At 42.3% G+C, this 24,373-nt stretch carries 18 protein-coding genes and 1 tRNA gene; 9 read left to right on the top strand and 10 right to left on the bottom strand.

Annotated features, from left to right (window positions below):
• Positions 1 to 167: 167 nt before the first annotated feature.
• From ACFFRD_RS20800 to ACFFRD_RS20790, 3 genes are all read left to right on the top strand, one after another.
• Complete coding sequence (locus ACFFRD_RS20800; RefSeq protein WP_392483018.1) at positions 168 to 1,505, top strand: P-loop NTPase fold protein; 1,338 nt, start codon at positions 168 to 170, stop codon at positions 1,503 to 1,505.
• The gene (locus tag ACFFRD_RS20795; RefSeq protein WP_392483017.1) at positions 1,475 to 6,721 is read left to right on the top strand and encodes a hypothetical protein; all 5,247 of its coding nucleotides are present in this window, start codon (positions 1,475 to 1,477) and stop codon (positions 6,719 to 6,721) included. The genes ACFFRD_RS20800 and ACFFRD_RS20795 overlap by 31 nt, the downstream gene beginning before the upstream one ends.
• A gap of 457 nt (positions 6,722 to 7,178) precedes the next feature.
• Positions 7,179 to 7,802: a Uma2 family endonuclease gene (locus ACFFRD_RS20790; RefSeq protein WP_392483016.1), complete on the top strand. Its 624-nt coding sequence runs from the start codon at positions 7,179 to 7,181 to the stop codon at positions 7,800 to 7,802.
• Positions 7,803 to 8,010: 208 nt separating this feature from the next.
• On the opposite strand, the gene ACFFRD_RS20785 is transcribed toward ACFFRD_RS20790, so the two are convergent.
• The 4 genes from ACFFRD_RS20785 to ACFFRD_RS20770 all read right to left on the bottom strand — a co-directional run bounded on the left by ACFFRD_RS20785 (position 8,011) and on the right by ACFFRD_RS20770 (position 10,185).
• The gene (locus ACFFRD_RS20785) at positions 8,011 to 8,337 is read right to left on the bottom strand and encodes a helix-turn-helix domain-containing protein (RefSeq protein ID WP_392483014.1); all 327 of its coding nucleotides are present in this window, start codon (positions 8,335 to 8,337) and stop codon (positions 8,011 to 8,013) included.
• Positions 8,334 to 8,708 (bottom strand): type II toxin-antitoxin system RelE/ParE family toxin, encoded by a 375-nt coding sequence (locus ACFFRD_RS20780; RefSeq protein WP_392483013.1) that lies wholly within the window; start codon positions 8,706 to 8,708, stop codon positions 8,334 to 8,336. The genes ACFFRD_RS20785 and ACFFRD_RS20780 overlap by 4 nt, the downstream gene beginning before the upstream one ends.
• 272 nt (positions 8,709 to 8,980) lie before the next feature.
• A tRNA-Arg gene (locus ACFFRD_RS20775) sits at positions 8,981 to 9,054 on the bottom strand.
• A 33-nt stretch (positions 9,055 to 9,087) separates the two neighbouring features.
• Positions 9,088 to 10,185 carry a tocopherol cyclase family protein gene (locus ACFFRD_RS20770; RefSeq protein ID WP_392483012.1) on the bottom strand — a complete coding sequence of 366 codons (1,098 nt, stop codon included), beginning with the start codon at positions 10,183 to 10,185 and terminating at the stop codon, positions 9,088 to 9,090.
• Between the two features lie 33 nt (positions 10,186 to 10,218).
• On the opposite strand from ACFFRD_RS20770, the gene ACFFRD_RS20765 reads away from it, so the two are divergent.
• From ACFFRD_RS20765 to ACFFRD_RS20755, 3 genes are all read left to right on the top strand, one after another.
• Positions 10,219 to 10,848: a DnaJ domain-containing protein gene (locus ACFFRD_RS20765; protein ID WP_392483011.1), complete on the top strand. Its 630-nt coding sequence runs from the start codon at positions 10,219 to 10,221 to the stop codon at positions 10,846 to 10,848.
• A 109-nt stretch (positions 10,849 to 10,957) separates the two neighbouring features.
• Entirely contained in the window at positions 10,958 to 12,376 is a 1,419-nt protein-coding gene (locus tag ACFFRD_RS20760; protein WP_392483010.1) for a DnaJ domain-containing protein, read from the top strand.
• Positions 12,377 to 12,670: 294 nt separating this feature from the next.
• Positions 12,671 to 13,423, top strand: coding sequence for a hypothetical protein (locus tag ACFFRD_RS20755; protein ID WP_392483009.1), 753 nt, complete (start codon positions 12,671 to 12,673; stop codon positions 13,421 to 13,423).
• Positions 13,424 to 14,003: 580 nt separating this feature from the next.
• Here the strand turns inward: ACFFRD_RS20755 and ACFFRD_RS20750 are convergent.
• From ACFFRD_RS20750 to ACFFRD_RS20740, 3 genes are all read right to left on the bottom strand, one after another.
• Entirely contained in the window at positions 14,004 to 14,837 is an 834-nt protein-coding gene (locus tag ACFFRD_RS20750) for a metallophosphoesterase (protein WP_174709181.1), read from the bottom strand.
• 218 nt (positions 14,838 to 15,055) lie between these two features.
• The gene (locus ACFFRD_RS20745; protein ID WP_114080178.1) at positions 15,056 to 15,886 is read right to left on the bottom strand and encodes a metallophosphoesterase; all 831 of its coding nucleotides are present in this window, start codon (positions 15,884 to 15,886) and stop codon (positions 15,056 to 15,058) included.
• Positions 15,887 to 16,415: 529 nt separating this feature from the next.
• The gene (locus ACFFRD_RS20740) at positions 16,416 to 16,688 is read right to left on the bottom strand and encodes a GlsB/YeaQ/YmgE family stress response membrane protein (RefSeq protein ID WP_012406985.1); all 273 of its coding nucleotides are present in this window, start codon (positions 16,686 to 16,688) and stop codon (positions 16,416 to 16,418) included.
• Positions 16,689 to 17,359: 671 nt separating this feature from the next.
• On the opposite strand from ACFFRD_RS20740, the gene leuC reads away from it, so the two are divergent.
• Together leuC and leuD are read left to right on the top strand one after the other, a co-directional pair.
• Positions 17,360 to 18,763 carry a 3-isopropylmalate dehydratase large subunit gene (gene leuC, locus ACFFRD_RS20735; protein ID WP_335042001.1) on the top strand — a complete coding sequence of 468 codons (1,404 nt, stop codon included), beginning with the start codon at positions 17,360 to 17,362 and terminating at the stop codon, positions 18,761 to 18,763.
• Between the two features lie 88 nt (positions 18,764 to 18,851).
• Positions 18,852 to 19,460 (top strand): 3-isopropylmalate dehydratase small subunit, encoded by a 609-nt coding sequence (gene leuD, locus ACFFRD_RS20730; protein WP_392483008.1) that lies wholly within the window; start codon positions 18,852 to 18,854, stop codon positions 19,458 to 19,460.
• A gap of 86 nt (positions 19,461 to 19,546) precedes the next feature.
• Here leuD and glgB read toward each other — a convergent pair whose 3' ends face one another.
• The 3 genes from glgB to ACFFRD_RS20715 all read right to left on the bottom strand — a co-directional run bounded on the left by glgB (position 19,547) and on the right by ACFFRD_RS20715 (position 23,052).
• On the bottom strand, positions 19,547 to 21,838 hold the full coding sequence (gene glgB / locus ACFFRD_RS20725) for a 1,4-alpha-glucan branching enzyme (protein WP_392483007.1): 2,292 nt from the start codon (positions 21,836 to 21,838) through the stop codon (positions 19,547 to 19,549).
• A gap of 149 nt (positions 21,839 to 21,987) precedes the next feature.
• The gene (locus ACFFRD_RS20720) at positions 21,988 to 22,323 is read right to left on the bottom strand and encodes a hypothetical protein (RefSeq protein WP_392483006.1); all 336 of its coding nucleotides are present in this window, start codon (positions 22,321 to 22,323) and stop codon (positions 21,988 to 21,990) included.
• Between the two features lie 531 nt (positions 22,324 to 22,854).
• The gene (locus ACFFRD_RS20715; protein ID WP_392483005.1) at positions 22,855 to 23,052 is read right to left on the bottom strand and encodes a hypothetical protein; all 198 of its coding nucleotides are present in this window, start codon (positions 23,050 to 23,052) and stop codon (positions 22,855 to 22,857) included.
• Between the two features lie 505 nt (positions 23,053 to 23,557).
• On the opposite strand from ACFFRD_RS20715, the gene ACFFRD_RS20710 reads away from it, so the two are divergent.
• Entirely contained in the window at positions 23,558 to 24,271 is a 714-nt protein-coding gene (locus ACFFRD_RS20710) for a hypothetical protein (RefSeq protein WP_392483004.1), read from the top strand.
• Positions 24,272 to 24,373: the final 102 nt, after the last annotated feature.

Raw genomic sequence — 24,373 nt, 5'->3', positions numbered from 1 at the left:
AAATCTCAGCATTACTATGTGCTACATCTAACTTATGTATAAACAATTATCCGAAATTTTGCTAGTTTAGTTAGTAGTTTGATTAAAATAACGCATAAATTACCTAAAATCAATATATTTATTCAGTAAATTTTGTCATCCCCATTCTTGAGTGAACTTGATTAGTTATGCTCCTAGATTTAGAAAGATTTTATCAGGCTTGCAATCCGAGCAGACCTCTAATCATAGGAAACGCCAGCGATCGCAGGTACTATATTGATTTTGCTGCGGTGCGGGGTGGCAAAATTATCGAAGCTTTGCAGCGCACGATCGCTAAAATATCGCCCGATGAACCAACTTGTCAGCTATTTACCGGACATCTCGGCTGTGGGAAGTCAACGGAATTGTTGCGGTTAAAAGCTGAGTTAGAAGCGCAGCAATTTCATGTAGTTTACTTTGAGTCTACCCATGTCTTAGAAATGGCAGATGTGGATGTGACTGATATTTTGTTGGCGATCGCAGGCCAAGTAAGTGAGAGCCTAGAAGCCATGAAAATCAGGCTCAAATCTACTTACTTTACCAAGTTGTTTGGTGAAATCGTAGATTTTCTGCAAACACCAATTGACCTGGGGGTAGAAGCAGAGTTGTCTGTGGGAATTGCCAAAATTACAGCTAAAACTAAAGAAAGTCCCCAATTGCGGCGGCGGTTAAGAGATTATTTAGAACCGCGAACAGCAAACATTTTACAGTCAATTAATCAGGAATTGCTAGAACGTGCCATCAAGGAACTAAAAACTAGAGGTAAAAAAGGACTGGTGGTTATTGTTGATAATCTGGATAGAGTTGCAATTCGACCTTTACCATCGGGGCGATCGCTACCAGAATACTTATTTATTCAGCGTGGTGAACAGTTACGCAAACTAAATTGCCATGTAGTCTACACTATCCCTTTAGCTCTGACTTTCTCCAACGATAGCGCCGAACTTCAACATCGTTTGGGGGGAGGAGTCGCACCAAAAATGTTACCGATGATACCTGTACGTCTGCGCTCTGGAGAGATTTTTCCTCAAGGGCTAGCAATGTTGCGGCAAATGGTACTAGCTAGAGCTTTCCCAGACATTTTACCTAGCGATCGGTTAGGCTTAATTACAGAGGTGTTTGATAGTTTGGAAACCTTAGATCGGTTGTGCTTGATTAGTGGTGGTCATGTCCGCGACTTGCTAGGGTTACTGTTTGACTGTCTGCGAGAACAAGATCCACCTTTTGAGCGGGAGTGTGTTGATTTGGTGATTCAAAGACAGCGAGATTACCGAGCTAATGCGATCGATCCTCATGAGTGGGAATTAATCTTTCAGGTAGTGCAACAGCAAAGAGTTAGAGGTGATATAGAATACCACACTTTATTGCGAAGTTTATTTGTATTTGAATACCGAGATCATCAGGGAGCTTGGTTTGCCGTCAACCCAGTTTTAGCAGAGACGGAAAAATTTAAATCATGGTTGAACGACACCCACAAGCAGATATAAGAGCGGCTAATGAGCGGGCTTTACGGAGTTTGGGGAGAGCAATTGCCCTTTCTAGCGGTCAGTTTTCCCTAGTTTTGGTGTGCTGCAATTATCGAGTTTTGCAAGAACTTATGCTGCAACGACTCGAAGAACTCTCTTCAGGAGTACACCATATTCAAAAGGTAATTCTGCCGCATAATGCTAGAAGTCTTTACACAAGTATTCATTTACAACTGGTAACTGAAGAGAATCCGCCATCGGCGTTAATGATTTTGGGTTTGGAGTCAGTAGATGGAATTGACGATTTACTGAGGTCTATCAATCATATTCGTGATGAGTTTCGCAAACGTCACCCATTCCCGATGATTGTGTGGGTGAATGAAGAAGTGTTGCAAAAGGTAGTCCGTTTAGCACCAGATTTTGCTAGTTGGGCGGCTACACCAATTCGGTTTGAGATGACAACTCAATCATTGCGGCAATTTTTGCAACAGGAAACGGACGCTTTATTTGCCACGGTGTTACCAAGCGATGCTGGACAACAACCTCCTCAAGTTGCCAAGCATTATTTCACTGTGGAGCAAGTCTGGAAAAATAGCTATGAACTCCACTTTGCGATTGAAGAGTTGCACAATCGTGGGATTACCTTAGAGCCAGAATTACACGCTAGTTTAGAGTTTGTTTTTGGTCTAGATAATTATATTAGCGATCGCATCAATACAGCTTTAAGCCATTTTCAACAAAGCTTGCGAGTTTGGCAAAAGTTGCAGGAAATAGGGGAAGCAGGGGAGCAGAGGGGCAGGGGAGCAGAGGAGCAGAGGGAGCAGAGGAGCAGAGGGAGTAGGGGAGCAGGGGAAGTAGGGGAAGTAGAGGGAGTATTTTCTTCGTCTGTGCCTCCTAGTCGGCCATCTCCTCTACTTCTGCGACAGGGAGTTTTGCTGTTTTATATTGGGCTGTGTTATTGCCGTTTAGCAGAGCAAAATCAAACAGAAAACCGTCGTCATTGGTACACAGCTAAATTTTATTTTCAGCAATGTTTGAATGTTTTACAGGTGGCTGGGCGTTTAGATATAGTTGCTGGCTTTATTAGTCAACTAGCTGAAGTTTTGCAATATCTGCAAGAGTGGGAAGAATTGCAGACAGTTGCCCAAAAGTCTCTGGAGTTGCATCAAACTTATGGTAGTCAAATTCAATTAGCTTGTGACTACGGTTTTCTGGCGCAAGTGGCTGTGCAGCAGTCGCGGTGGGTACAGGCGAGTATATTAGCCCATGTATCGCTGCTGAAATTAGGTGAAGCCCAAAAGCATAACGACCCTTATAACTGCTTATTTCCCTTACTGTTAGCGCAAATTTACTATTTAGTGTTGGCGAAAGCACAGAGAAATTTAGGTGAGCTAGTAATCGCTCATGAATACTTAGAAAAAGCAACAAAAGAATTGCCAGCAGCTTTAGAAATCAGTGCCCATCAATACGATGCCCATCGTTATATTCGTTTATTGCGGACACTGCGATCGCTATACTTTGAAGAAGGGCGCTATTTGGAAGCCTATTACATCCGGCAAAAACGGCGTTCTGTCGAGCAGCAGTATGGTTTTCGGGCTTTTATTGGTGCAGGGCGTTTGCAACCCCAAAGACAGGCGACAAACCCAGCATTGATGTCACATTCTGGGAGTAGCAGCGTTGCTTTAGAAATTGCGGCTTCTGGTCGGGAGCGTGATATTAATAACTTAATTGGGAGAATTAGCCGCGCCGATCAAAAGCTGACGGTGATTCACGGTCAATCAGGGGTAGGTAAGAGTTCTATTGTCACTGCTGGTTTAGTTCCAGCATTGCAAAATCGAGCTATTGGCGATCAAATAGCCGTGCCTGTAGTATTGCAAGTTTATACCGATTGGGCGCGGGAATTAGAGAAATCTTTAAGTGAAGCGATGTTTAGTGACGCATCCCTTGCCATCTACGCTGATATTAAGCTAGAAGCAAACATCGAAGCGGCGGAGATTTTGCCCTACTCTCCTACACCCATCACCATCGTCAGAATTTTACAACAACTCAAACAAAATGCTGATAACCACCTGATCACAGTTTTAATTTTTGACCAGTTTGAAGAATTTTTCTTTGGTTATAGCGATCGCAAACAGAAGCAAGAATTTGATAAATTTATTAGTGATTGTCTGAATATCCCCTTTGTCAAAGTTATTCTTTCGTTGCGAGAAGATTACTTACATCGGTTGTTAGATTTTAAACATCTATCGGCACTGGAAGCGATTAATAATAATATTCTCGACAAGCATATTCGCTACCAGTTGAATAACTTTTCGCCAGAATATGCTAAAGCAATTATCCAAAAATTGACCGAGCGATCGCAGTTTAATTTAGAACCTGCTTTAATCGATGCCTTAATCGAAGATTTATCCACAGAATTTGGAGAAGTCCGCCCCATTGAATTGCAAGTTGTGGGAGCGCAAATTCAAGATGAACGAATCACTACTCTAGAAGAATATCAGCCATATAGACCCAACAAACTCATCGAGCGATATCTTAAAGAACTGATTAAAGACTGCGGCCCAGAAAATGAACGAGCCGCGTTACTAGTCTTATACTTATTAACAGATGAAAGTAATAATCGACCTTTTAAAACTCGTGCTGAGTTAGCGGCGCAATTAGCAGAATTAGAAGATGCCAGCAAATTAGAGTTAGTATTAGACATTTTAGTTCGTTCCGGTTTGGTAGTACTATTCCCTGATGTACCAGAACGCTATCAACTAATTCACGATTATTTAGTAGACTTAATTCGCTACTTACAACAACAAGAATCGAGTCTACAGGTACAACTAAATCAGTTGCGCCACAAAGTAGAACAAAGTAAAGCTGAAATTGACCGACTTAAGAGCGAACTTAGCCAAAAAACGCAACGTTCCACATTAGTAGATTCTTATCCTCAACAGGGATTAGATTTATTAACGGAATTACGAGAATTACACAAGCGGGAAGAATTGAGTCAGTTACAAATTGAGCAATTACGAGCTGAACTAAAAGAAAAAGAATTAACAGCAAAACTTGCAGAAAGCCAAAAGAAACAAAGACTTAGTGAAGCTCAATTAAATCGTTCATTGAAAATTGCCCTAACTGCTTCCGTTCTCGCCATATTGGGATTAAGCGTTTCCATCGTCACAGCAGTAGATAGTGAAATTAAAACCCTTAGTGCATCCAGTGAAGCCCTCTTTGCATCGCAAAAAGGTATTGATTCTTTAAAAGAAGCTTTAAGGGCGGGAAGAAAATTACAACAAATAGTTTGGGTAGATTCCTATACCAGAGAGCAAGTACAGACGGCACTTTATCAAGCTGTTTCTGGGTTAAGAGAATATAACCGCTTGGAGGGGCATCTATCTGGAGTAAATAATGCTACATTCAGTCCTGACCGCTCCTTAATAGCCTCAGCTAGTGCGGATACTACAATTAAACTTTGGCTTCCCGATGGTAGCTTGTTCAAAACCTTGTCGGGGCATGAAGATGTAGTTAATAGTGTCAGTTTCAGCCCCGATGGTCAAATTGTTGCTTCCGCTAGTCAAGACAAAACGGTAAAACTTTGGAGCCGAGAGGGTGTACTACTTGTTACTCTATTAGGGCATCAAGGTGTAGTGAATAGTGCCAGTTTTAGCCCAGATGGACAGATTATTGCCTCAGCAAGTACAGATAAGACAGTAAAACTGTGGAGTCGGGATGGAAAACTGCTCAAAACCTTGCCAGGAGATGATGGTGCAGTTTTGAGCGTTGCTTGGTCAACCGATGGACAAACCATTGCTTCTGGAAGTGCTGACAAGACAGTGAAATTGTGGAGTCGGGATGGTAAGCTGCTCAAAAGCTTACAGGGACATGAGGATGCAGTCAAAAGTGTAGCTTGGTCAAACGATGGGAAAGCGATCGCTTCAGCTAGTTTAGACCAGACAATCAAACTGTGGAATCTGAACGGTAAATTACTGCGAACCCTATCAGGGCATAGTGCTGGAGTTACCAGCGTCAGTTTTGACCGTGATGGTAACACAATTGCTTCTGCAAGTACCGACGAGACAATCAAACTCTGGAGTTTTGAAGGTGTGCTGCTAGGAACCCTGAAAGGACATAACAATTGGGTTAACAGCGTCAGTTTCAGCCCAGATGGTCGCACCTTAGCTTCTGCAAGTCGGGACAAAACTATTAAACTCTGGCATTGGGACGATATATTATTGCGAAAACCCAAAGCCGATAATGATGACTGGATAACTAGCATCAGTTTCAGCCCAGGCGATCGCACCTTAGCAGCAGGGAGTCGAGACAAAACTGTAAAACTATTCAGCCGCGAAGGTAAACTACTCCGCATATTTACAGGGCATAAAGGTCAAGTTTGGGGGGTTGGTTTCAGTCCAGATGGTCAAGCGATCGCTTCGGCTAGTAAAGATCAAACAGTGAAGCTTTGGAGTACTGACGGTAAACTGCTCAACACCTTACAAGGTCATAATAGTACCGTCTTGAGTGTAGCTTGGTCGCCTAATAGTCAAGTAATTGCCTCAGCTAGTAAAGATAAAACAGTAAAGCTTTGGAGTCGAGACGGTAAACTACTCAACACCTTGCAAGGGCATCAAGATGCAGTAAATTGGGTAAGTTTTAGCCCCGATGGTAAGTTGCTAGCCTCTGCCAGTGATGACAAAACCGTGAAAATCTGGAGTTTAGATGGTAAATTGCTATATACCTTAATTGGTCATAGCCGCCGGGTAAATGGGGTTGCTTGGTCGCCTGATAGTCAAGAAATTGCTTCAGCTAGTATTGATAGCACCGTGAAGATTTGGAACCGAGACGGTCATCTGCTAAGTAATCTTGCAGGTGATGGTGATAGTTTTATTAGTGTAAGTTTTAGCCCCGATGGTAAGACTTTAGCTGCTAGCAGTGATGACAAAGTGAGGATTTGGAAGCGCGAAGGGACATTACTGATTGCTTTGAAAGGTGACAAGCAAGAGTTAACCAGCGTCAGTTTTAGTAATGACGGTAAGACTTTAGCTGCGGGTAGTGGTAATGGTACAGTGATTTTCCAAGATTTGGCAGATATCCAACTGGAAAAACTACTAGCACGGGGTTGCGATTTGCTGCATGATTATTTGCAGACTAATCAGAAGGTAATCAAGAGCGATCGCGCAGTGTTAGCGAGTCCGCAAGCGTCTGGCTCCGCCAACGCCAGGGGCGATCGCGCCTTGTGTTCTAGTCGGTGAGCGAGATTTTGTTCCCATTCAGATCGTTAATTTAAAATGAACGTCAAGCTTTGGGAGCGTAATATCGTGTCTGGCTAAAGACTTATCATTTAGACCGCAGGAGGCAGGGCGAAAGAGGCTTTTCCGATTTTTGCACAGATGCGGTAATCATAAGTGATTAACCGGACTTGATATAAGAGAGAATAGCCTACGCACTTACACAGGTTTTTTAGAAAAATCAAATTTTAATACAAATAATCAATGTCAATACTTGTTGTTTCTGCTTGAAATTACCACCTTCTGCATTACCTGGCAAAGCCTGTATATACTCAGCCCGGAAATGTTGGGTTTCGTTCCTCAACTCAACCTCAAGCCGTTGTTTCAGAACTACGACAGGAAAATCAGCCAGGACTTATAGACAAAGCTGTACATCTTGGTAGCATTGAGTGAAGTACCCGTCAGCAAGGGAGCGAGGGCGATGTACGCAACCGTCACACAACCACTGACTTTTGAAGAGTTTCTTGCCTGGGACGATGCTTCAGGCAGACAGTTTGAGCTATTGGATGGGATTCCCGTGCCATTATCAGAACCAAATGCAAATCATGAGGATTTGATCCAGCGACTGTGTACCTATTTAGAAAATCACTGCCAAGAGAATGACCTGCCTTACGTGTCGCGCCAGTTCAAGCAGGTTCGGCTCAAAGCAGCACCACCAGAAAAGGAAAAAAGCCGGAAAGCAGATATTGTTATATTTGCAAGAGTTGAATGGCAGAGGATGAAAACTAGCTCTAGCTCTGCTGCTGCATATATTCCACCACCCGGAGTCATTGAGGTTGTTAGCAACAACTGGAAGGACGACTATCTGACAAAACTTGCTCAATATGAAGACTTGGGCGTTTTTGAGTACATCATCGTGGACTATGCTGCTTTTGGTGGCATTCGCTTCATTGGTTCTCCCAAGCAGTCAACCATTACAATCTACCAACTTGAAGATGGAGAGTATTTACCCCCAAAGATTTTTCGAGGGGAGGATCGAATTGATTCTAGATTGTTTCCCAACATTCCCTTAACGGCTGAACAGATTTTTGCAATGAGTCGCTGATTAGCAATGAAGAAATTTATTCTAGTCGTCTTCTTACCACTAGTTTAATGCGCGATCGCTCTTATCATTGGCAAAGCGATCGCTGGCTTAACTCAATAGACTTTTTGCATGAGAAAGTCTCTATATTTGAAATAGAGTTACCTGCAAGCTGCTTTTGAATAAATCTTGGTTTGCTCTAAACTCAGATCCAACAGGCTTCCATCCTGTCCTATAGCGATATAACAGTTTCAGCAGATTGACCCGACGCATGACGAGGGCGAAGATGTAAGGTGATTTCCGTATCGAGCCGCTTGAGGAAAATGAGGAGTTTGCCCTCGCCAAAGCGTTGAAACTCTCCTCTCATCAAATGAGATACTTCTGGCTGGGGAATGCCAAGAAGTTCGCTGATTTCGCGCTGTTTCAGGTTGCGTTGAGAAAGGAGGCGCAGTACCTGAATCCCTATCTTGCCTCGCATAAAAAGTTCCGAAGCATCCTCTAAACCAAGATCAGCGAATACATTGCCACTGCTTTCTTCAAAAACGGGTTCCTGTGTCATTGTTGTTTCTCCCTTACCACTGCGTCCTTATAGCGTTGTTTAATCAGGTCAACATCAGCCTGTGGGGTTTTAATCCCCTGCTTTGATTTCTTCTGAAAAGCGTGCAGGACATAGATTTTCTCTCCAATCTTTACCGCATAGACTGCCCTGTAAGTATCAGTATCGTAGCGTTTGACGATTTCATACACGCCGCTTCCAACCCCTTTAAAAGGTTTGGCATCCATTGGTGTTTCGCCTGCTTGCACCAATTGCAGCACATAGCCTACTGATGCACGCACATCAACAGGAAATGAGCGGATATTTTTGAGAGAGTCTCCCATCCAAACCAGAGGTCGTAAAGGAATTTCTATAATATCCCCGTCATCGTCCATTTTATATGAAATTTCCTATAAAATAAGTCAGACAATAACATGAAAAGTCCCGTGTGCGAACGGCGTATCGCATTATATTTATTAATCATCTATCCAAATAATCTTAATTGATGAATTATCAGGAGCTTTTACTGTTATTTCATCTAAAACTATTCGCATTCGTAAAATGACTTGATGGAGAAAAATTAAAAGAGGCGTTTTCCAGCTACTAGGGTAAAAATAAAATCCCTATTACCTGCTATTAGTCAAGGTCTTAGGGATTTCTTTGGTTACGGGACTGGTGCGGCTCGAACGCACGACCTGACGCTTAGGAGGCGTCCGCTCTATCCAACTGAGCTACAACCCCAACTATGAAGCATATATAATTATAGCAGTACTTTTACCGAGACTGCCAAACATTATCCCAAGAGCCGCCCCCTACTTCTAAACCACAAAGAAAACTTTCTGCTTTTAGGATTATTTTAGATTTTCTCCCATTTAATTCTCGTAACTCTAAATTTAACTTTCCTTGCATGGTGTCTCGGCAACAGTATCTTAAACCATCCTCTGTGGGCGCACGCAGAGGTGTACCGGCTAAATCTGTGGTTCCTGTCAATTCAATTTCATAGTTAGAATTTGTAGCTTTCATTTGCCATGTACCCCAAGGCTGAATTTCCCAGTCTACTTGTGAATTCCAGGGAACGAATTCATAAAACTTGCCTTGATAGTGCAACCCAATCATCGCTACAGATTCCATCCACCACAGCACACCTCGCCGTCCACCGCCAGCAGTTAATGCTAAGTCGGGTTCGCCTTCAAAGCAATTACAATTTATCCAAAACCATTTTTGAGGAAAAGCACCACCCCAATTTTTCTCTCCATAAGCTGGGGCGTTGGTGAATTCGTAAATTTTACCATTCCAATCAATCTTTCCACTGGCTAAACCGTGAGCCATCAAAATCTGCCATCCGGGTTCAAAAATCTGCGAGAATGAGAGCCAGCCTGCGGTTGATTGCTGAATGCTATTTTTATTACCCCAACCGTATACTGGTTGAATTTCATACTCCCAACGGCAATAATTATTGGTGGCAGGTTCGCGAATTATTCCCTGATTTAAGGTAGCTGTGGCTTGATATCCCTCTTGAACATGATGCTCAAACTCTGCTGGTAAAAGGTATAGAGGAGTAATTTGTAAATCTGTTTTACCCCAATGACCTAAACCCAGAACATCCCGACTCCCCCAAAATTTCTTGACATCAGGAAAAGTACGACATAAATACTCATCATCAGGGCCGAGAACTTGGGCTGCACCGCCACTGTGGGGTTTCCCGCCGATGGGGTCTTCGATGGAGTACATAAAGGCGAATGTTTGCCCAATTTCCGGTAAAGTGATGCGGTAATACCAGCCTTCAAAGAAGCGGCGACTACCGCCATCCCAGTGATAACCAGAATGGGGCGTTTGGGTTGATTGGAGGAAATTGAGGGGAATAGTTAACATAGTATATAGTTGCCGATTTTTTCAGTATGCGCGATGTCTAACGACAAGCCGAAACGTCTACGCTTCGATATCAATGATGCTTATGAAATTCTTGGGCTAGAACCCGGTGCGTCTCAAGCACAGGTGAAGCGAACTTACCGTAAACTGGTAAAAATTTGGCATCCCGATCGCTTTTTTGATCCAAAGCAAAAACAGGAAGCTGAGGAAAAAATCAAATTAATTAACGTAGCTTACAACAAGCTCAAATCAGAAAGTCCATCCGAGCCTCCCATTTCAGAAAATCCCTCTTCATCTTCGCCTAAAAATCCCACAAAAATATCTGTCAATCGTTGGGATGCAGAAGCTTTCTATACTTTAGGCGTAGAGAATGCCACGGTAGGAAGATATGAGGATGCGATCGCAGATTTTACCCATGCAATTCATCTCAATCCTCGCTATATAGAAGCGTATAAATATCGTGGGCTAGTTTGCTCACAACTGGGATACGAATATAGAGCCGCTTCCGATTTAAATAAAGCTGCACAAATAGAACAAGAGTTAAAAAATCCTGGTGCTACAAGGAGAGTGCGATCGCCTAGATATGTATCCAAACCTAGACCTCTGTTAGAAAGATTTTGTCAGGGGATTAAAAAGATATTGCGGCTAAATCGGCGCTGGAGATGAGAAGCGCTATATTTTAAGATGCTTTGAATGGCGATACCATACTTTGAGTTAGTTAATACTTATGCTTGGGAATACTAAGTATATTGAGATTTGCTGCTGATTTTCTAGTATGAGCGATCGCTTCGATATAAATCATGTTTACAATATCCTTGGGTTGAAACCAGGTGCATCTGTTGATGAGGTCAAGCAAGCTTACCGTCAGATGGCTAAAACTTGGCATCCAGATTGTTTTATTGAACCGCTGCAAAAGTTAGAAGCGGAAGAAAAAATTAAAGAAATCAATCAAGCCTATGCAAGGTTAAAGTCTTATCAGCCGGATGAGACAAATCAATCTGCTTCCACTTCTATCAAAATTGATTTCACTCCATCTAATGCTGAAAGTTTCTACAAACTGGGGATGGAGAAAGCTCAAAAAGGAAAATATACTGAAGCAATTGAAGACTTTACCCAAGCGATTCGTCTCAACCCTAACTACTTTGAAGCTTACAAATACCGAGGGCTTGCTTGCTCGAAATTAGGATATGAAAATAGAGCCAAGTCAGATTTGAAAAATGCCAGAGAACTGGAATTAAAACAGAAAAAAGCGCCACCCAAACGAACATCGTCGCCGCCGCCACCACCTAAATCACAGTCTCAACCTTCACCGTGGAAATGTGTACACACTCTGACTCATCTCAACTGGGTTTTTACAACTGCAATCAGTCCAGATGGTAAAACTTTAGCTAGTGGAAGTAGTGATAATACTATCAAGATTTGGCATCTCGACACAGGAAAATTACTACATACTCTCACTAATCATACAAAATGTTTAAGATGCCTAGCCTTTAGCCCAGATAGTCAAACTCTGGTTAGTGGCAGTGATGATAGCAGCATAATGATTTGGCAAGTGTCTACAGGTAAATTACTTAAGACACTCAAAGTACATTCAACCCCAGTTTTTTCTGTAATCATTAGTCCAGATGGTCAAACTATCCTGAGTGGCGGTACAGATACTACTATTAAGGTTTCCCATATAGAGATGGGACAATTACTGCAAGTCCTCAAAGGTCATTCTGGCTTAGTTTACTCCCTTGCTATTTGCCCAAAACAACAGATTTTTGTAAGTGGCAGTGCGGATAATACCATTAAGCTATGGAATTTGAAGAGTAACAAACTGCTGCAAACTCTCAACGGGCATTCAGGCTGGGTGATGTGTGTCGCCATTAGCCCTGATGGAAAAATTTTAGCTAGTAGCAGTTATGACCAAACTATCAAGTTATGGAATATCAATACAGGTAAGGTAATTAACACTCTTGCCGGACATCGCAGCTATGTTTGTGCGATCGCTTTTAGTCCCGATGGTCAGTATCTTGCTAGTGGTAGTGCAGATCACAGTGTAAAGCTATGGGATGTTAACACGGGACAAGAACTTTACACTTTGAATAACCATTCGGATTGGGTTAACTCCGTCGCTTTCAGTCCCGATAGCAAAACCCTAGCTAGTGGTAGTCGAGATATGACAATTAAGCTTTGGCGATGCGATATCTAAATACAAATTAAAAATTTAGATGATTTCAGTAATTTACTAGATTTTTATCAATCCATCACCTGACAGTTTAATAACATCCATCTTTGGGATGCTCTTTCTCTAGATTAAGTATTAACTTCCTATAGATAGAGCCACTTGTCCGATCTCAGAGGTTATTCTGGCATTAACCAACAGTTGGGTAATAAATAAAACTCAATATTTATCAGCAACATAGATTTTTAAACTCATTAAAACCTCTTTCTCTTACAACGTTTTAGTTTGTCAATATCATATCGAGGAGTGAAATCAATAGTTATGTCTATTCCCAATGAACGCGAAAGCAAAAACAGTGAAATTAAGCAAGAATCTTACACTGATACTAATGGTAATATTCACACTGACTTGACGCGAACTACAGAAACAGTCAAGAACAGTACACCTAATCCCAACTCTTACACTAACGGTTACGTACAAGGTCGAAATACCGAGCGTAGCTACCAGCAAACCGATTTAGCCGAGCGTGACAATGAAAATGCTAGCCGTGGTTTGCTGTTGGGTATTATTGTTACTTCTGTAGTCAGTTTGATTATAGGTGGGGTGTGGTACTTCAACCAACGTAATAACGCTGCGGTTGACACTACTGTACCGGTCGTGGTTCCTGTACCGAGTAATAGTAGTTCAACTCCTCAACCACAAACGAAGATAATCGAAAGAATTAGAGAAGTACCTGTTCCTGTCCCTGTTCCACAACAGCAGGTTACACCTCAATCTGCACCTCGCCAACCGGATATTAACATTACTATTCCACCCCAACAGTCTGCGGCAGAAAAAGCACCTTCTGTAACTCAGCCAGCTCCGAAAGCAACACAAAGTCCGGCGACGAGTCCAACTACTAATACTCCTACTTCGCAGAATGAGGGTGGTACTTCTACTAATACCGCTACTCCAGGTACAAAAGTTGATACCCCTAAAACCACTTCACCTCAAGGAGTAGACCAGTCAAACAGTACATCTAATAATGGTTCTTCTACCACAAATGATGCTACAACAGGCGGTTCTGCTCAATAACGGCTTCTGAACTTCTAGCCCACTTGATAATGCTGGCATTAACGCCAACATCTCATCAAGTGGGAATATTTTTAAGAAAGATTTCGGAATTGTTGCGATAAATTAATGGTGTTCAAGTTTAGTAAACGTATCTTGTAGCTAAACAAACACGATGCTAGATTAAGAGCAGGGTACAAACAGGTTAAAAGTTAAGAAAAACTTTCAAGTTAGAGCCTGTACCTCCTGCTCTAATGTTCTTGCGATCGCTCTGAAGTTGTAACATCCATTGAATGTGTTTTGGTTTAAGTTCAATGAGTTCTTTTGGAGGTTTGAAAACGCACTGCCAGAAAATGCCTGCCTAGTTAGAATGTTAGGATGTGCAATTCTGAGTATAGCGATCGCAAATAGTGTCCACCTTAGTTGAGTTACTTACTTCTGAATTCTCTAATCTTCAAGAAACCGCCCCAAGCTGCTGATATTTATCCATCGTAGCTTCCGGCGGTTTCTGCTTTGAGTGTTATGCATTTTTGTCCTTTGTCATTTATCTCTTTTTTTAGGAGAGGGTTATTTAGACCAATGACCAATGACCAATGACCAATGACTAATGACTAACTAACGTAATTACAGTCACTTCTGGCGGACAAAATAAACGTCCTGGTTTATAAGTTCCTAAACCCCGGTTGACATATAGTTGATTTTCTTGCACCTTGTGAAACCCTTGCGCCCACTCCCAATATCGCACGACTTTAGAACAGTCTCCTAGTAAAAATGTTACCCAACACCTTAATTTTTTGGGAATTTTTTTGAGTAGCTTTTTATAATGGAATACTAAAGGGCCAATGCCAGGGATTACGATGTGACCACCGTGGGTATGACCCGATAGTTGCAAATCTACACGCCATTGTTGCAGTATCTTGGCTGTATCTGGATTATGGGATAAAACGATGCGGGGTGTAACAGAATCTAGTTGATTCATCACAGGTGCAGGGTAGAATTCCCGCGACCAATAATCAGCTAGTCCTACAAATGGTAATTCTTTTCCTAGTGGATAGGCGATTTCATTCCAAAGCACATGCACCCCAATGCTAGTTAACGCCTGTGTAACTTCTGCTTTTGAATGACTGTAGTAGATATCATGATTACCCAGTACAGCGTAGATACCACAGCGACTTTGCAAATGTTTGAGTCGATGCACCAATTGGTGAATCGGTGTCGGATCATCAGTTACATAGTCACCAGTTAATAGAATCAAATCCGGTTCAGCTTCGTTAGTAAGTGCGATCGCTTTTTCTAACATATCTTCCGACAAGCGCAAACCATCGTAGTGAAAATCTGACAACTGGACTAGCGTTGTACCTTGTAAAGATGCTGGAAGTTCCGCAATCTTAACCGTGATTTTATCTACTCTTAAATGTCCCGTAAACAACCAATGCATAAGGCAACCGATACTCCTCATACCAGCGCTTACAGCTTACCAAATATCAAAATGTAACTTGAGAAACTGCAATAATTTATGTCACATACTCAAGATGAAATTAACGAATTGATTTAAATCCTGAGACTAAACTAAGCAGGACTCACTCGAATTTACAGGTACTGATTAGCCAGAATACCTGCTGTGATTCCGTTGTGGAATTTAGAAATTTGGATTACTTACTCACCCTGTAGCGTGATTATAGTAACTTCTGGGCGGCAAAATAAGCGTCCTGGGAGGTAAGTTCCCAAACCACGATTGACATATAGCTGATTTTTTCCCAGCTGATGGAAACCCTGTGCCCATTCCCAATGTCTGACTACAGAAACATTTTCTTGCAACAATGGAAATCGACGCTGCACTTTTTTAGGTATTTTTTTTGCAAGCTTTTCGTAAAAAAACATTGCAGGGCCAATTCCGGGAATCACGATTTGACCACCGTGAGTATGACCAGATAATTGTAAGTCAACTCGCCATGCTTGCAGTATCTCCGCAGTATCTGGGTTGTGGGATAAAACGATGCGGGGTGTGTCGGGATTTAGTTGATTCATCACAGGTGCAGGGTAGAATTCCCGTGACCAATAATCAGCTAGTCCTACCAATGGTAATTCTTGTCCTAGTGGATAGGCTATTTCGTTCCAAAGGACGTGGATTCCAATGCTAGTAAAGGCATCGGTAACTTCTGTTTTTGCGTTTTTGTAATGTATATCGTGATTGCCAAGAATAGCATAGATACCACTGTGACTTTGCAGATGTTTGAGTCTAAGTATCAGTTGGTGAACCGGTGTCGGATCGTCAGTTATGTAGTCACCAGTCAATAAAATTAAATCTGGTTTAGCTTCATTAGTAACTGCGATCGCTTTTTCTAGCATCTCTTCCGACAGCCGCAAACCATCGTAGTGAAAATCTGACAACTGCACCAGCTTCTTACCTTGTAATGATGCAGGCAACCCTACAATCTTAACCGTCAATTCTTCTCTACTCAACGGCCCAGATAATAACCAGTGCATAAGACGTTCAATAAACTCTAATCATAGCGCTTACAGCTTAACGAAACATCATCGTTTTGTGTGTAGTGACCAGTGCAACTTATTGAAAATTTCATGAAATCTGTAGATTTGAACGTATTTATACTTATTTAAATCAAAAATCAATTTACTAACCAATTTTTGTCAAAAATACTACTTATCCTAGATTAGGCATAGGTCAGTATTTGCGTAACGCCTCAGAGAAGATATCTATAACTCAATACGGTTCAGTTACAGCAGTTTCTCATGGACGAAAACTGCCTCTTCTGCGGATTGCTTCACCGTAATGCACTGGTTCGCCTGCAAAACAGCATATTTTTTTGAATGGCAAGTCTCTAATATGCGATGCTAACAGCGATCGCACACCATTAAATTGCTACAACTTTTGATTGATCAAAAGCCAAAAAATAGCACCAGCCTGTAATTCGGCTAGCGCTATTTTTTTGATTTAATTCACGATAGTTAAATAAATTTGCTAAATTACCTTCAGTTATTGTCAGCAATTATGCTTTTATACCGCGCTGCGATTTGTTAATAAATTCCACAGGAATACTGCAACAATTGCACCAAGAACTGCTACTGCAATACCAGGAATGCTGAGAGTCGGTGCTGCTAAACTTAACGTCCCTGTACTGAAAAACACTCCAAGACTACCACCAACAAAAGCGCCGATAATTCCTAATAAGATTGTTCCTAGAATACCGCCACCTTGATGACCGGGGTAGATAGCTTTAGCGATCGCACCAGCAATTAGACCTAAAACAATCCAAGCAAGAATATTCATTGTTATTAATTCGGTAAAGGTTTTTTTACTCAACGAATACATATTATCAATCTTGCTCTTTTGAATCCATCTACCATCAGAATCAATCATTAATATCCATAAGGAATAGTTTAATCGCAACTACGCTTTATTTCTATATACCGCCCCAACAGGTAGATAATCACTTAAAAAATATCAATTAAAAAAAGCTCCTAATAGGTCTTTAATTAGGAGCCGATCAAACTATTGCTTGGTTATTGCAGTATATGGCTTTTTAATTAGCTCTCTCCTCTACTAGAAGAATTAAGCTGAGTTTTCAAAGACTGTCTCTAAAGTAATGTAAAGGAGCAAAATCAGGCAATTTCTACTACAAGCGTAGTTTTAGCAACTTTATTACCAGCATTCCACACTGGGCATCACCAGGATACCCGTAACATCGCATCTCTTCGGGATGGAGGCTTTAAATATTAGTTAGGACTTATGGATGAGTTACGGAAGACCAAAAGCATAGCGTCGAACAAGTTGGACATTGCCTACCCAAAGGAAACGGACTGCCTTCCCGTTGTCGTATCTGGCGCGACACAGAGGAATAAGAGTACAAAAATGTAACTAATATTATGAAGCAATCTAGAAAAACTTAGACTATTTTTTGATACTATTTAAGACCGGACTCTTGAAATATTAATTTACGTATGAGCAAAGGTACCCTGTTTGATAAAGTTTGGGACTTACACACCGTTGGTACACTTCCCTCTGGGCTGACGCAACTATTTATCGGGCTTCACCTAATTCATGAAGTCACCAGTCCCCAGGCCTTTGCTATGTTACGCGAGAGGGGTCTAAAAGTACTGTTTCCAGAGCGGACTGTTGCCACAGTTGATCATATTGTGCCGACAGAAAATCAGGCGCGTCCTTTTGTTGATAGTTTGGCAGAAGAGATGATTCAGGCGCTCGAAAATAACTGCCAAGAAAATAACATAACTTTTTACAACATCGGTTCTGGTAGTCAGGGTATAGTTCATGTCATCGCTCCAGAACTGGGACTGACTCAACCAGGAATGACGATCGCTTGTGGAGATAGCCACACTTCGAGTCATGGGGCATTTGGTGCGATCGCATTTGGCATTGGTACTAGTCAAGTCCGGGATGTTCTCGCTTCCCAAACCCTCGCCCTCTCAAAACTAAAAGTCCGCAAAATTGAAGTTAACGGCAACCTGAACCCAGGAGTTTACGCCAAAGATGTCATCCTGCATATCATCCGCACCCTTGGCGTTAAAGGTGGTGTGGGTTATGGCTACGAATTTGCAGGTACGACATTTGAACAAATGAATATGGAAGAGAGGATGACTGTCTGCAATATGGCGATCGAAGGCGGTGCTAGATGCGGCTATGTCAATCCCGATCAAGTCACCTACGATTACCTCAAAGGCAGAGATTTTGCGCCCAAAGATGCAGATTGGGATAAAGCAGTGGCTTGGTGGGATTCCATCAAGAGCGATGCTGATGCCCAGTACGATGATGTAGTGGTATTTGACGCTGCGGAAATTTCTCCTACTGTCACCTGGGGGATTACTCCTGGTCAAGGTATCGGTGTCAACCAGTTAGTGCCTCAACCAGAAGAACTGCTTGAAGAAGACCGATTTATTGCCGAAGAAGCTTACCGCTACATGGATTTATATCCTGGTCAACCCATCAAGGGCACTAAAATAGATGTCTGCTTTATTGGTAGTTGCACCAACGGCAGAATTAGTGATTTACGGGAAGCGGCGAAAATCGCCAAAGGTCGCCATGTTGCCGAGGGAATCAAAGCCTTTGTTGTCCCCGGTTCTGAAAGGGTGAAGCAAGAGGCGGAAACTGAAGGACTGGATAAAATCTTTCAAGAAGCTGGATTTGAATGGCGTGAACCGGGATGTTCTATGTGCCTAGCCATGAACCCCGATAAGCTACAAGGAAGACAAATCAGTGCCTCCTCATCTAATCGCAACTTTAAAGGAAGGCAGGGTTCATCCTCCGGTCGGACATTGTTAATGAGTCCGGCGATGGTTGCTACTGCTGCAATTAAAGGCGAAGTCTCTGATGTGCGCGAGTTGCTGTAATTTTTTGGTCATTTGTCATTGGTCATTGGTCATTTGTCATTTGTAGAAATTAATAGGCTGTCATTGAAATGATAGGTAAATAAAGTTTATGGTGAGTGAAGTTAAAACAGTTTCAGGGCGCGGTATACCTTTGGTGGGCAATGATATAGATACCGATCGCATTATTCCCGCGCGATATTTAAAAGCCGTTACCTTTGATGGGTTAGGCGAAGGTGCGTTTATTGATGACCGGACAGCACTTAAAGGTGAACATCCCTTTGACCAACCGCAATATCAAGGCGCGAATATTTTAATAGTCAACCGTAACTTTGGCTGTGGTTCATCACGGGAACACGCACCCCAAGCGATCGCAAAATGGGGAATCCAAGCTTTAATAGGTGAAAGCTTCGCAGAAATCTTTTTCGGTAACTGTGTGGCAATGGGTATACCTTGTCTGACAGCCGACGCTGCTACTGTTAAACAACTGCAAGAGTTAGTAGCTGCCAATCCTCAAGCCGCCGTGACAGTAAATCTGGAAACTTTGCAAGTGCAAATTGATGATTATACTGCCCCAGTTGCGATCGGTGAAGGTACAAGAAGCACATTTATTTCTGGGACTTGGGATGCTTGCGGTCAGTTGGTGGCGAATGCTAGCCAAGTTCGGACAACAGCTGCAAAATTACCCTACATAGGTTGGGGCAATATAGCCGCAAGTTAGTTTTCTCTCATTCTCTGTTTGTCAGGCAGGGAATGAGAAAATGGCAAAAATTTTATGATTGGGTGGGCATCGCCCACCCAAAATTGTTATCCCATTAACTCAGCAGTCTTCTTCTTATCCAACTTGAGAATCAACACACCCAAAGGTGGCAAACACAAATCTAGCGAATAGGGACGACTGTGCAAAGACCAATCATCTGTCCACTTACCGCCTAAGTTGCCCATATTGCTGCCGCCATACTGACGTGCATCACTATTGAACAACTCAGTATAAAATCCCTTTTGCGGTACACCGATGCGGTAGTGAGAATGGGGTTGCGGTGTAAAATTGCAAACCACGATCGCAAAATCATCAGAATCCTTGTCACGACGGATGAAGGAAACTACACTATGGCGATTATCACTACAGTCAATCCATTCAAACCCCGGTTCAGCAAAATCCTGGGTATACAAAACAGGCTCAGAACGGTAGAGATGGTTCAATTCCTGGAAAAACGTTTTTAACTGTTGGTGGGCTTCATGCTGCAATAAATGCCACTCCAAATCTGCCCAAGCATTCCACTCACTCCACTGCCCAAACTCCATGCTCATAAACATGGTTTTCTTACCTGGGTGAGCAAACATATAGCTAAATAAACAACGAATATTAGCTAACTTCTGCCATGTATCCCCCGGCATTTTACCGATGATATTGCTCTTGCCATGCACCACTTCATCGTGGGATAGAGCCAGCATGAAGTTCTCACTGTGGTTGTACCACATACTAAAGGTGATATTGTTTTGGTGGAACTGGCGGAACCAAGGGTCCATGCTGAAGTAATCCAGCATATCGTGCATCCAGCCCATATTCCATTTCAAGTTAAAACCCAGTCCGCCTGTGTAGGTGGGCCAAGATACCATTGGCCAGGAAGTAGATTCTTCAGCAATTGAGAGAATACCGGGGAAATAACTAAAGATAATGTGATTAACCTGACGCAGAAAATCTGCTGCTTCTAGGTTTTCTCTGCCGCCGTACTGGTTTGGCAACCATTCTCCTGGTTTGCGGCAATAGTCGTTATAGAGCATCGAGGCAACAGCATCGACACGAATCCCGTCAATGTGATACTTGTCGAACCAGAAGAGGGCATTGGCTGCTAGAAAATTACTAACTTCATGGCGACCATAATTGAACACCAAAGTACCCCATTCTTTGTGTTCACCTTTGCGGGGGTCAGCGTGTTCGTAGAGGTGACTACCATCAAAGAAAGCTAAACCATGTCCATCTTTGGGGAAGTGACCCGGAACCCAATCCACAATTACCCCAATATCATTGTGGTGACATTTGTCAACAAAATACATGAAATCTTCGGGGGTGCCAAAACGAGAAGTAGGGGCATAGTACCCAGTTACTTGATAACCCCAAGAACCATCAAAGGGATGCTCCGCAATGGGCAGCATTTCTATATGGGTGTATCCCAATTCTTTGACATAAGGAATCAGTCGGTCAGCTAGTTCCCGGTATGTAAGGAAACGTGCGCCCGGCTTAAGTTCCGAAACGATAACTACCGGTTCAGTTTCACCATTTGGCAGTTTAGCAGGTTCGGCACTCGAAGCGTGTAACCAAGACCCTAAATGCACTTCATAAACTGAGACAGGCTGGGTAAGGGGGTCAGTGTGTCGCCGCTTTTCCATCCAGCTTTCGTCATCCCAACTGTAAGAATCTAAATCAGTGACAATGGATGCGGTTTTCGGGCGGGGTTCTTGCTGGAAACCGTAGGGATCGGATTTTTCGTAAATGTGTCCTTCAAAATTTTTGATTTCATATTTGTAATGCTCTCCCACACCGATTTCAGGAATAAACAATTCCCAAACCCCGGTTGGCCCTTTACGCATTTGGTGTTTGCGCCCATCCCAGAGGTTGAAATCTCCCAACAATGAAACGTTGCGAGCATTGGGTGCCCAAACTGCAAAATAAACGCCCTTAACGCCGCCTATTTCCGTGGTGTGCGCTCCCAGTTTTTCGTATATCCGGTGATGGTTCCCTTCACTAAACAAATGCAAATCAAAATCTGTCAAATTAGGAGAACGGAAGGCGTAAGGATCATAAGTAACACGCTCATGTTCTCCTTCTTTAATCCGTAACTGGTAGTTTGCCAGTTCTGCAGTTTCAATAGTGCATTCAAAAAAGTGAGGATGATGCACTGTTTGCATTGGGTATTCTTTCCGTTGTTCAGGAAGAACAACCCATACTGCACTTGCATTTGGTAAGTAGGCCCGCACAGCCCAGACAGTTTTGCCGTCTTGTTCTATGGGATGAGAACCTAGTATTTCAAAGGGATCGTTATGCTGATTCCAAACGATGCTGTTAACCTGCTCAGGGGCGATCGTGGTCATGGACATGAAGCTACCTAAGTGAAATAACGTGATTGACTAAATCTACTTTTTTAAAATCTATATATATTCTTTACATTTATTTGCAATTTTGTCGCCACCGTTATCGTACATCAGAATGGGGAATGGGGAATGGGGAATAGGGAATGGGGAATTTATCAAAAATTTAAAAATGGGAAAAACTGAAGTAAGGTTTTACGTAAACGAAGCAAGAAAATCTGATCCCGAATTTTGGGGTCTAGTTTTGGTGGTGGGGCTTCTTGAAGCTGTGCTTGTAATTGAATGTATTCGGCAGCTGTTAAGGAGCTTCCATCAATTGGCGATCGCGCTTCTATGATAATCTTTGTCCGTAATATTTCTTCTGGTGTATCTTCTGGTGGCGGTAATGCTATGACTGCTGATGATGACCAATAGGCACTTACCACAACCAAAGTTGCACTAATCACAAACAAGCTCAGAAGTTTTACTGCCTTTATAGCTTTAACTCTCCCCATATCCTGAACTGCATTTACAACGCAGCATGAAAATCTGTTTCCCAGTACCAAATTCCCAAGTTTATAAATTTTCCCAATAAAAATCTGGCAATATCAAGAAACATCACTAGGTCTGTCCTAATACAGAATAGACTACAGGGAATGCTCTTGAGCAATTGCCAGCGATCGCAATGAATTCTTTTGTCCTCTCAAAACTCAGGAGTTTCAGCTATTCCAAACACTAAATTGTGGAAGTATTTTGCCCACAAAATGGCTTAGATTTACGGAACTAAACTCACTTTTACTTGGAATAAGGTTCGGTCAGGCGAGAATTTTCAGGCGGACACTTGGTTGACGAGGTAATCCTCATCACCAGTGTCCTTTTATTGCTGCCCTACTTAGCTGATATTTGAGCAAACTCTAGGCTCTGATACACCAAAAGAAAGATCAAGGTTTCTAGATAAACCTATTAATTCAAGCTATGTGGTGACGAGCGTTGTTACTAAGCTATTTTGGGCATGATTTCAACTAAAGCTAAAAGCTTAAGATGCCTTATTTAGGAGTAGCAGCAGGTGTAGCAGCAGGTGTAGCCGCAGGTGTGGTTTTAGTAGCGGGAGGCGCATCAGTTGGTTCACCTGTAGCAGCAGGAGTACCACCAGGAGTAGTACCACCATCACCACCGCCTTCACAGGCTCCCAGAATTGTAGCTAGACTTAAGATTACAGCCAAACCAAAGATTTTTGTTTTCATAACTCCTCTTTCACCAATTGTGGCTAGAAAAATTTTTCGCCTGTTGAATACGATACCGTATTTATTGCTTTTTTTTTAATGCTGTGAGATTACATACTTAAAAAAAATAATCCTTTGGGATATTCTTTTTGGCAGTATGTCTCATACAGCTATCTGATTAGTTTCTCTTAACTCCGAAGCAAAAAGGAAATTACCAAATTTTCTAGCAAACCGAGCTATCATAACAAAAAATTTTATTTTTTTCACAGAGTATTGCACCTTGCTGCCCGGCGTTGCCATACTTTAGGTGCTATCTCTAAAGGGTAAGCTGTCTGGTTGCTAATCGGTGATTGCAAACATTGCAATATCTAGAGGATGCAAACATTGGTACAGCTATCTATCAGAACAGTTAAAAGGGTGTAGTCTGTTATGTGTGCTTGTTGCACAGAAGTAAGTCTTAACCCTATCAAAAACAGACAATCAAGAAAATCAATCTAAAGTACAGTATTTTCAATCTCAAAAATTTATGGTAGTTGCTCGTAAATCTGCTGTTTCTGGAAAGGGTAATTGGTTCTGGCGAGATTTTATGTTTTCTTTAGGAAGGCGACGTTCTGCGCGTATAGAGTCGGTAGCACAGAGCGTTGCTACACCAGCGACCAAATCCACACCCTTATCCTCTCCAAGACAACAGCGTTCCTCAAAAAATTTAGCGGTTTCTGCCACAAATAGGGCAGCTATGCCCAAATCGGTGAAAGAGTTGGGTAGACAAAAGTTACCAAATCTCAATGAGCAGTCCAGTGCGACTCAGAAAAGTTCAGGGGTAGATTTTCTTGGACTTCCCACAATGCCTAATTCTGGAGCCGTACCTTTATGGTTGTTGCGCTTGTACACATTTCATCGTTATTCGACAGTTTTGGCATTTTTGATAGTAGCATCGACACTTGCTGTTTATGGCTGGACAGTATATTCCCAAGAGCTTTGGAGTAAGTCATATCGCAGACTGCAAAACCTCCAACGTCATGAGCGGCTACTAACGACAACCAACGCCACGCTGACAAATAGAATGGCTAAGGAAGCAGAACAATCAACAGCAGGGCTAGTATTGCCAACCCCTCAAGGAATGATTTTCTTGTCTCCAGCACCTCATAATCCTAAGCCAGCATCATCTAATAACATAACGCCTAACATAACGCCAAGTTCGGAAACGCAACGGCAAACGCTATCACCACTTGGATATTAAGAGTTAGGAGAGACGCGATTAATCGCGTCTGTACAGGAGTTATGGAGTAACTAACTTTAAGTTTGGACTTTTGACTCCGAAAAGTAATTTGGTACTGAGTAG

The sequence above is a fragment of the Nostoc sp. C110 genome (assembly GCF_043099725.1).
Classification (GTDB): Bacteria; Cyanobacteriota; Cyanobacteriia; order Cyanobacteriales; family Nostocaceae; genus Nostoc; species Nostoc muscorum_A.
This window is presented reverse-complemented; position numbering and strand designations above follow the sequence as displayed.

Excerpts from the sequence above, each read along its gene's own strand:
- ACFFRD_RS20715 (WP_392483005.1), bottom strand. The coding sequence starts at position 23,052 with ATGAAAACAAAAATCTTTGGTTTGGCTGTAATCTTAAGTCTAGCTACA.
- ACFFRD_RS20800 (WP_392483018.1), top strand. The coding sequence starts at position 168 with ATGCTCCTAGATTTAGAAAGATTTTATCAGGCTTGCAATCCGAGCAGA.
- ACFFRD_RS20790 (WP_392483016.1), top strand. The coding sequence starts at position 7,179 with ATGTACGCAACCGTCACACAACCACTGACTTTTGAAGAGTTTCTTGCC.
- glgB (WP_392483007.1), bottom strand. The coding sequence starts at position 21,838 with ATGTCCATGACCACGATCGCCCCTGAGCAGGTTAACAGCATCGTTTGG.
- ACFFRD_RS20720 (WP_392483006.1), bottom strand. The coding sequence starts at position 22,323 with ATGGGGAGAGTTAAAGCTATAAAGGCAGTAAAACTTCTGAGCTTGTTT.
- ACFFRD_RS20785 (WP_392483014.1), bottom strand. The coding sequence starts at position 8,337 with ATGACACAGGAACCCGTTTTTGAAGAAAGCAGTGGCAATGTATTCGCT.
- ACFFRD_RS20795 (WP_392483017.1), top strand. The coding sequence starts at position 1,475 with ATGGTTGAACGACACCCACAAGCAGATATAAGAGCGGCTAATGAGCGG.
- leuD (WP_392483008.1), top strand. The coding sequence starts at position 18,852 with ATGGTGAGTGAAGTTAAAACAGTTTCAGGGCGCGGTATACCTTTGGTG.
- ACFFRD_RS20750 (WP_174709181.1), bottom strand. The coding sequence starts at position 14,837 with ATGCATTGGTTGTTTACGGGACATTTAAGAGTAGATAAAATCACGGTT.
- ACFFRD_RS20760 (WP_392483010.1), top strand. The coding sequence starts at position 10,958 with ATGAGCGATCGCTTCGATATAAATCATGTTTACAATATCCTTGGGTTG.
- ACFFRD_RS20765 (WP_392483011.1), top strand. The coding sequence starts at position 10,219 with ATGTCTAACGACAAGCCGAAACGTCTACGCTTCGATATCAATGATGCT.
- ACFFRD_RS20710 (WP_392483004.1), top strand. The coding sequence starts at position 23,558 with ATGGTAGTTGCTCGTAAATCTGCTGTTTCTGGAAAGGGTAATTGGTTC.
- ACFFRD_RS20755 (WP_392483009.1), top strand. The coding sequence starts at position 12,671 with ATGTCTATTCCCAATGAACGCGAAAGCAAAAACAGTGAAATTAAGCAA.
- ACFFRD_RS20780 (WP_392483013.1), bottom strand. The coding sequence starts at position 8,708 with ATGGACGATGACGGGGATATTATAGAAATTCCTTTACGACCTCTGGTT.
- leuC (WP_335042001.1), top strand. The coding sequence starts at position 17,360 with ATGAGCAAAGGTACCCTGTTTGATAAAGTTTGGGACTTACACACCGTT.
- ACFFRD_RS20740 (WP_012406985.1), bottom strand. The coding sequence starts at position 16,688 with ATGAATATTCTTGCTTGGATTGTTTTAGGTCTAATTGCTGGTGCGATC.
- ACFFRD_RS20745 (WP_114080178.1), bottom strand. The coding sequence starts at position 15,886 with ATGCACTGGTTATTATCTGGGCCGTTGAGTAGAGAAGAATTGACGGTT.
- ACFFRD_RS20770 (WP_392483012.1), bottom strand. The coding sequence starts at position 10,185 with ATGTTAACTATTCCCCTCAATTTCCTCCAATCAACCCAAACGCCCCAT.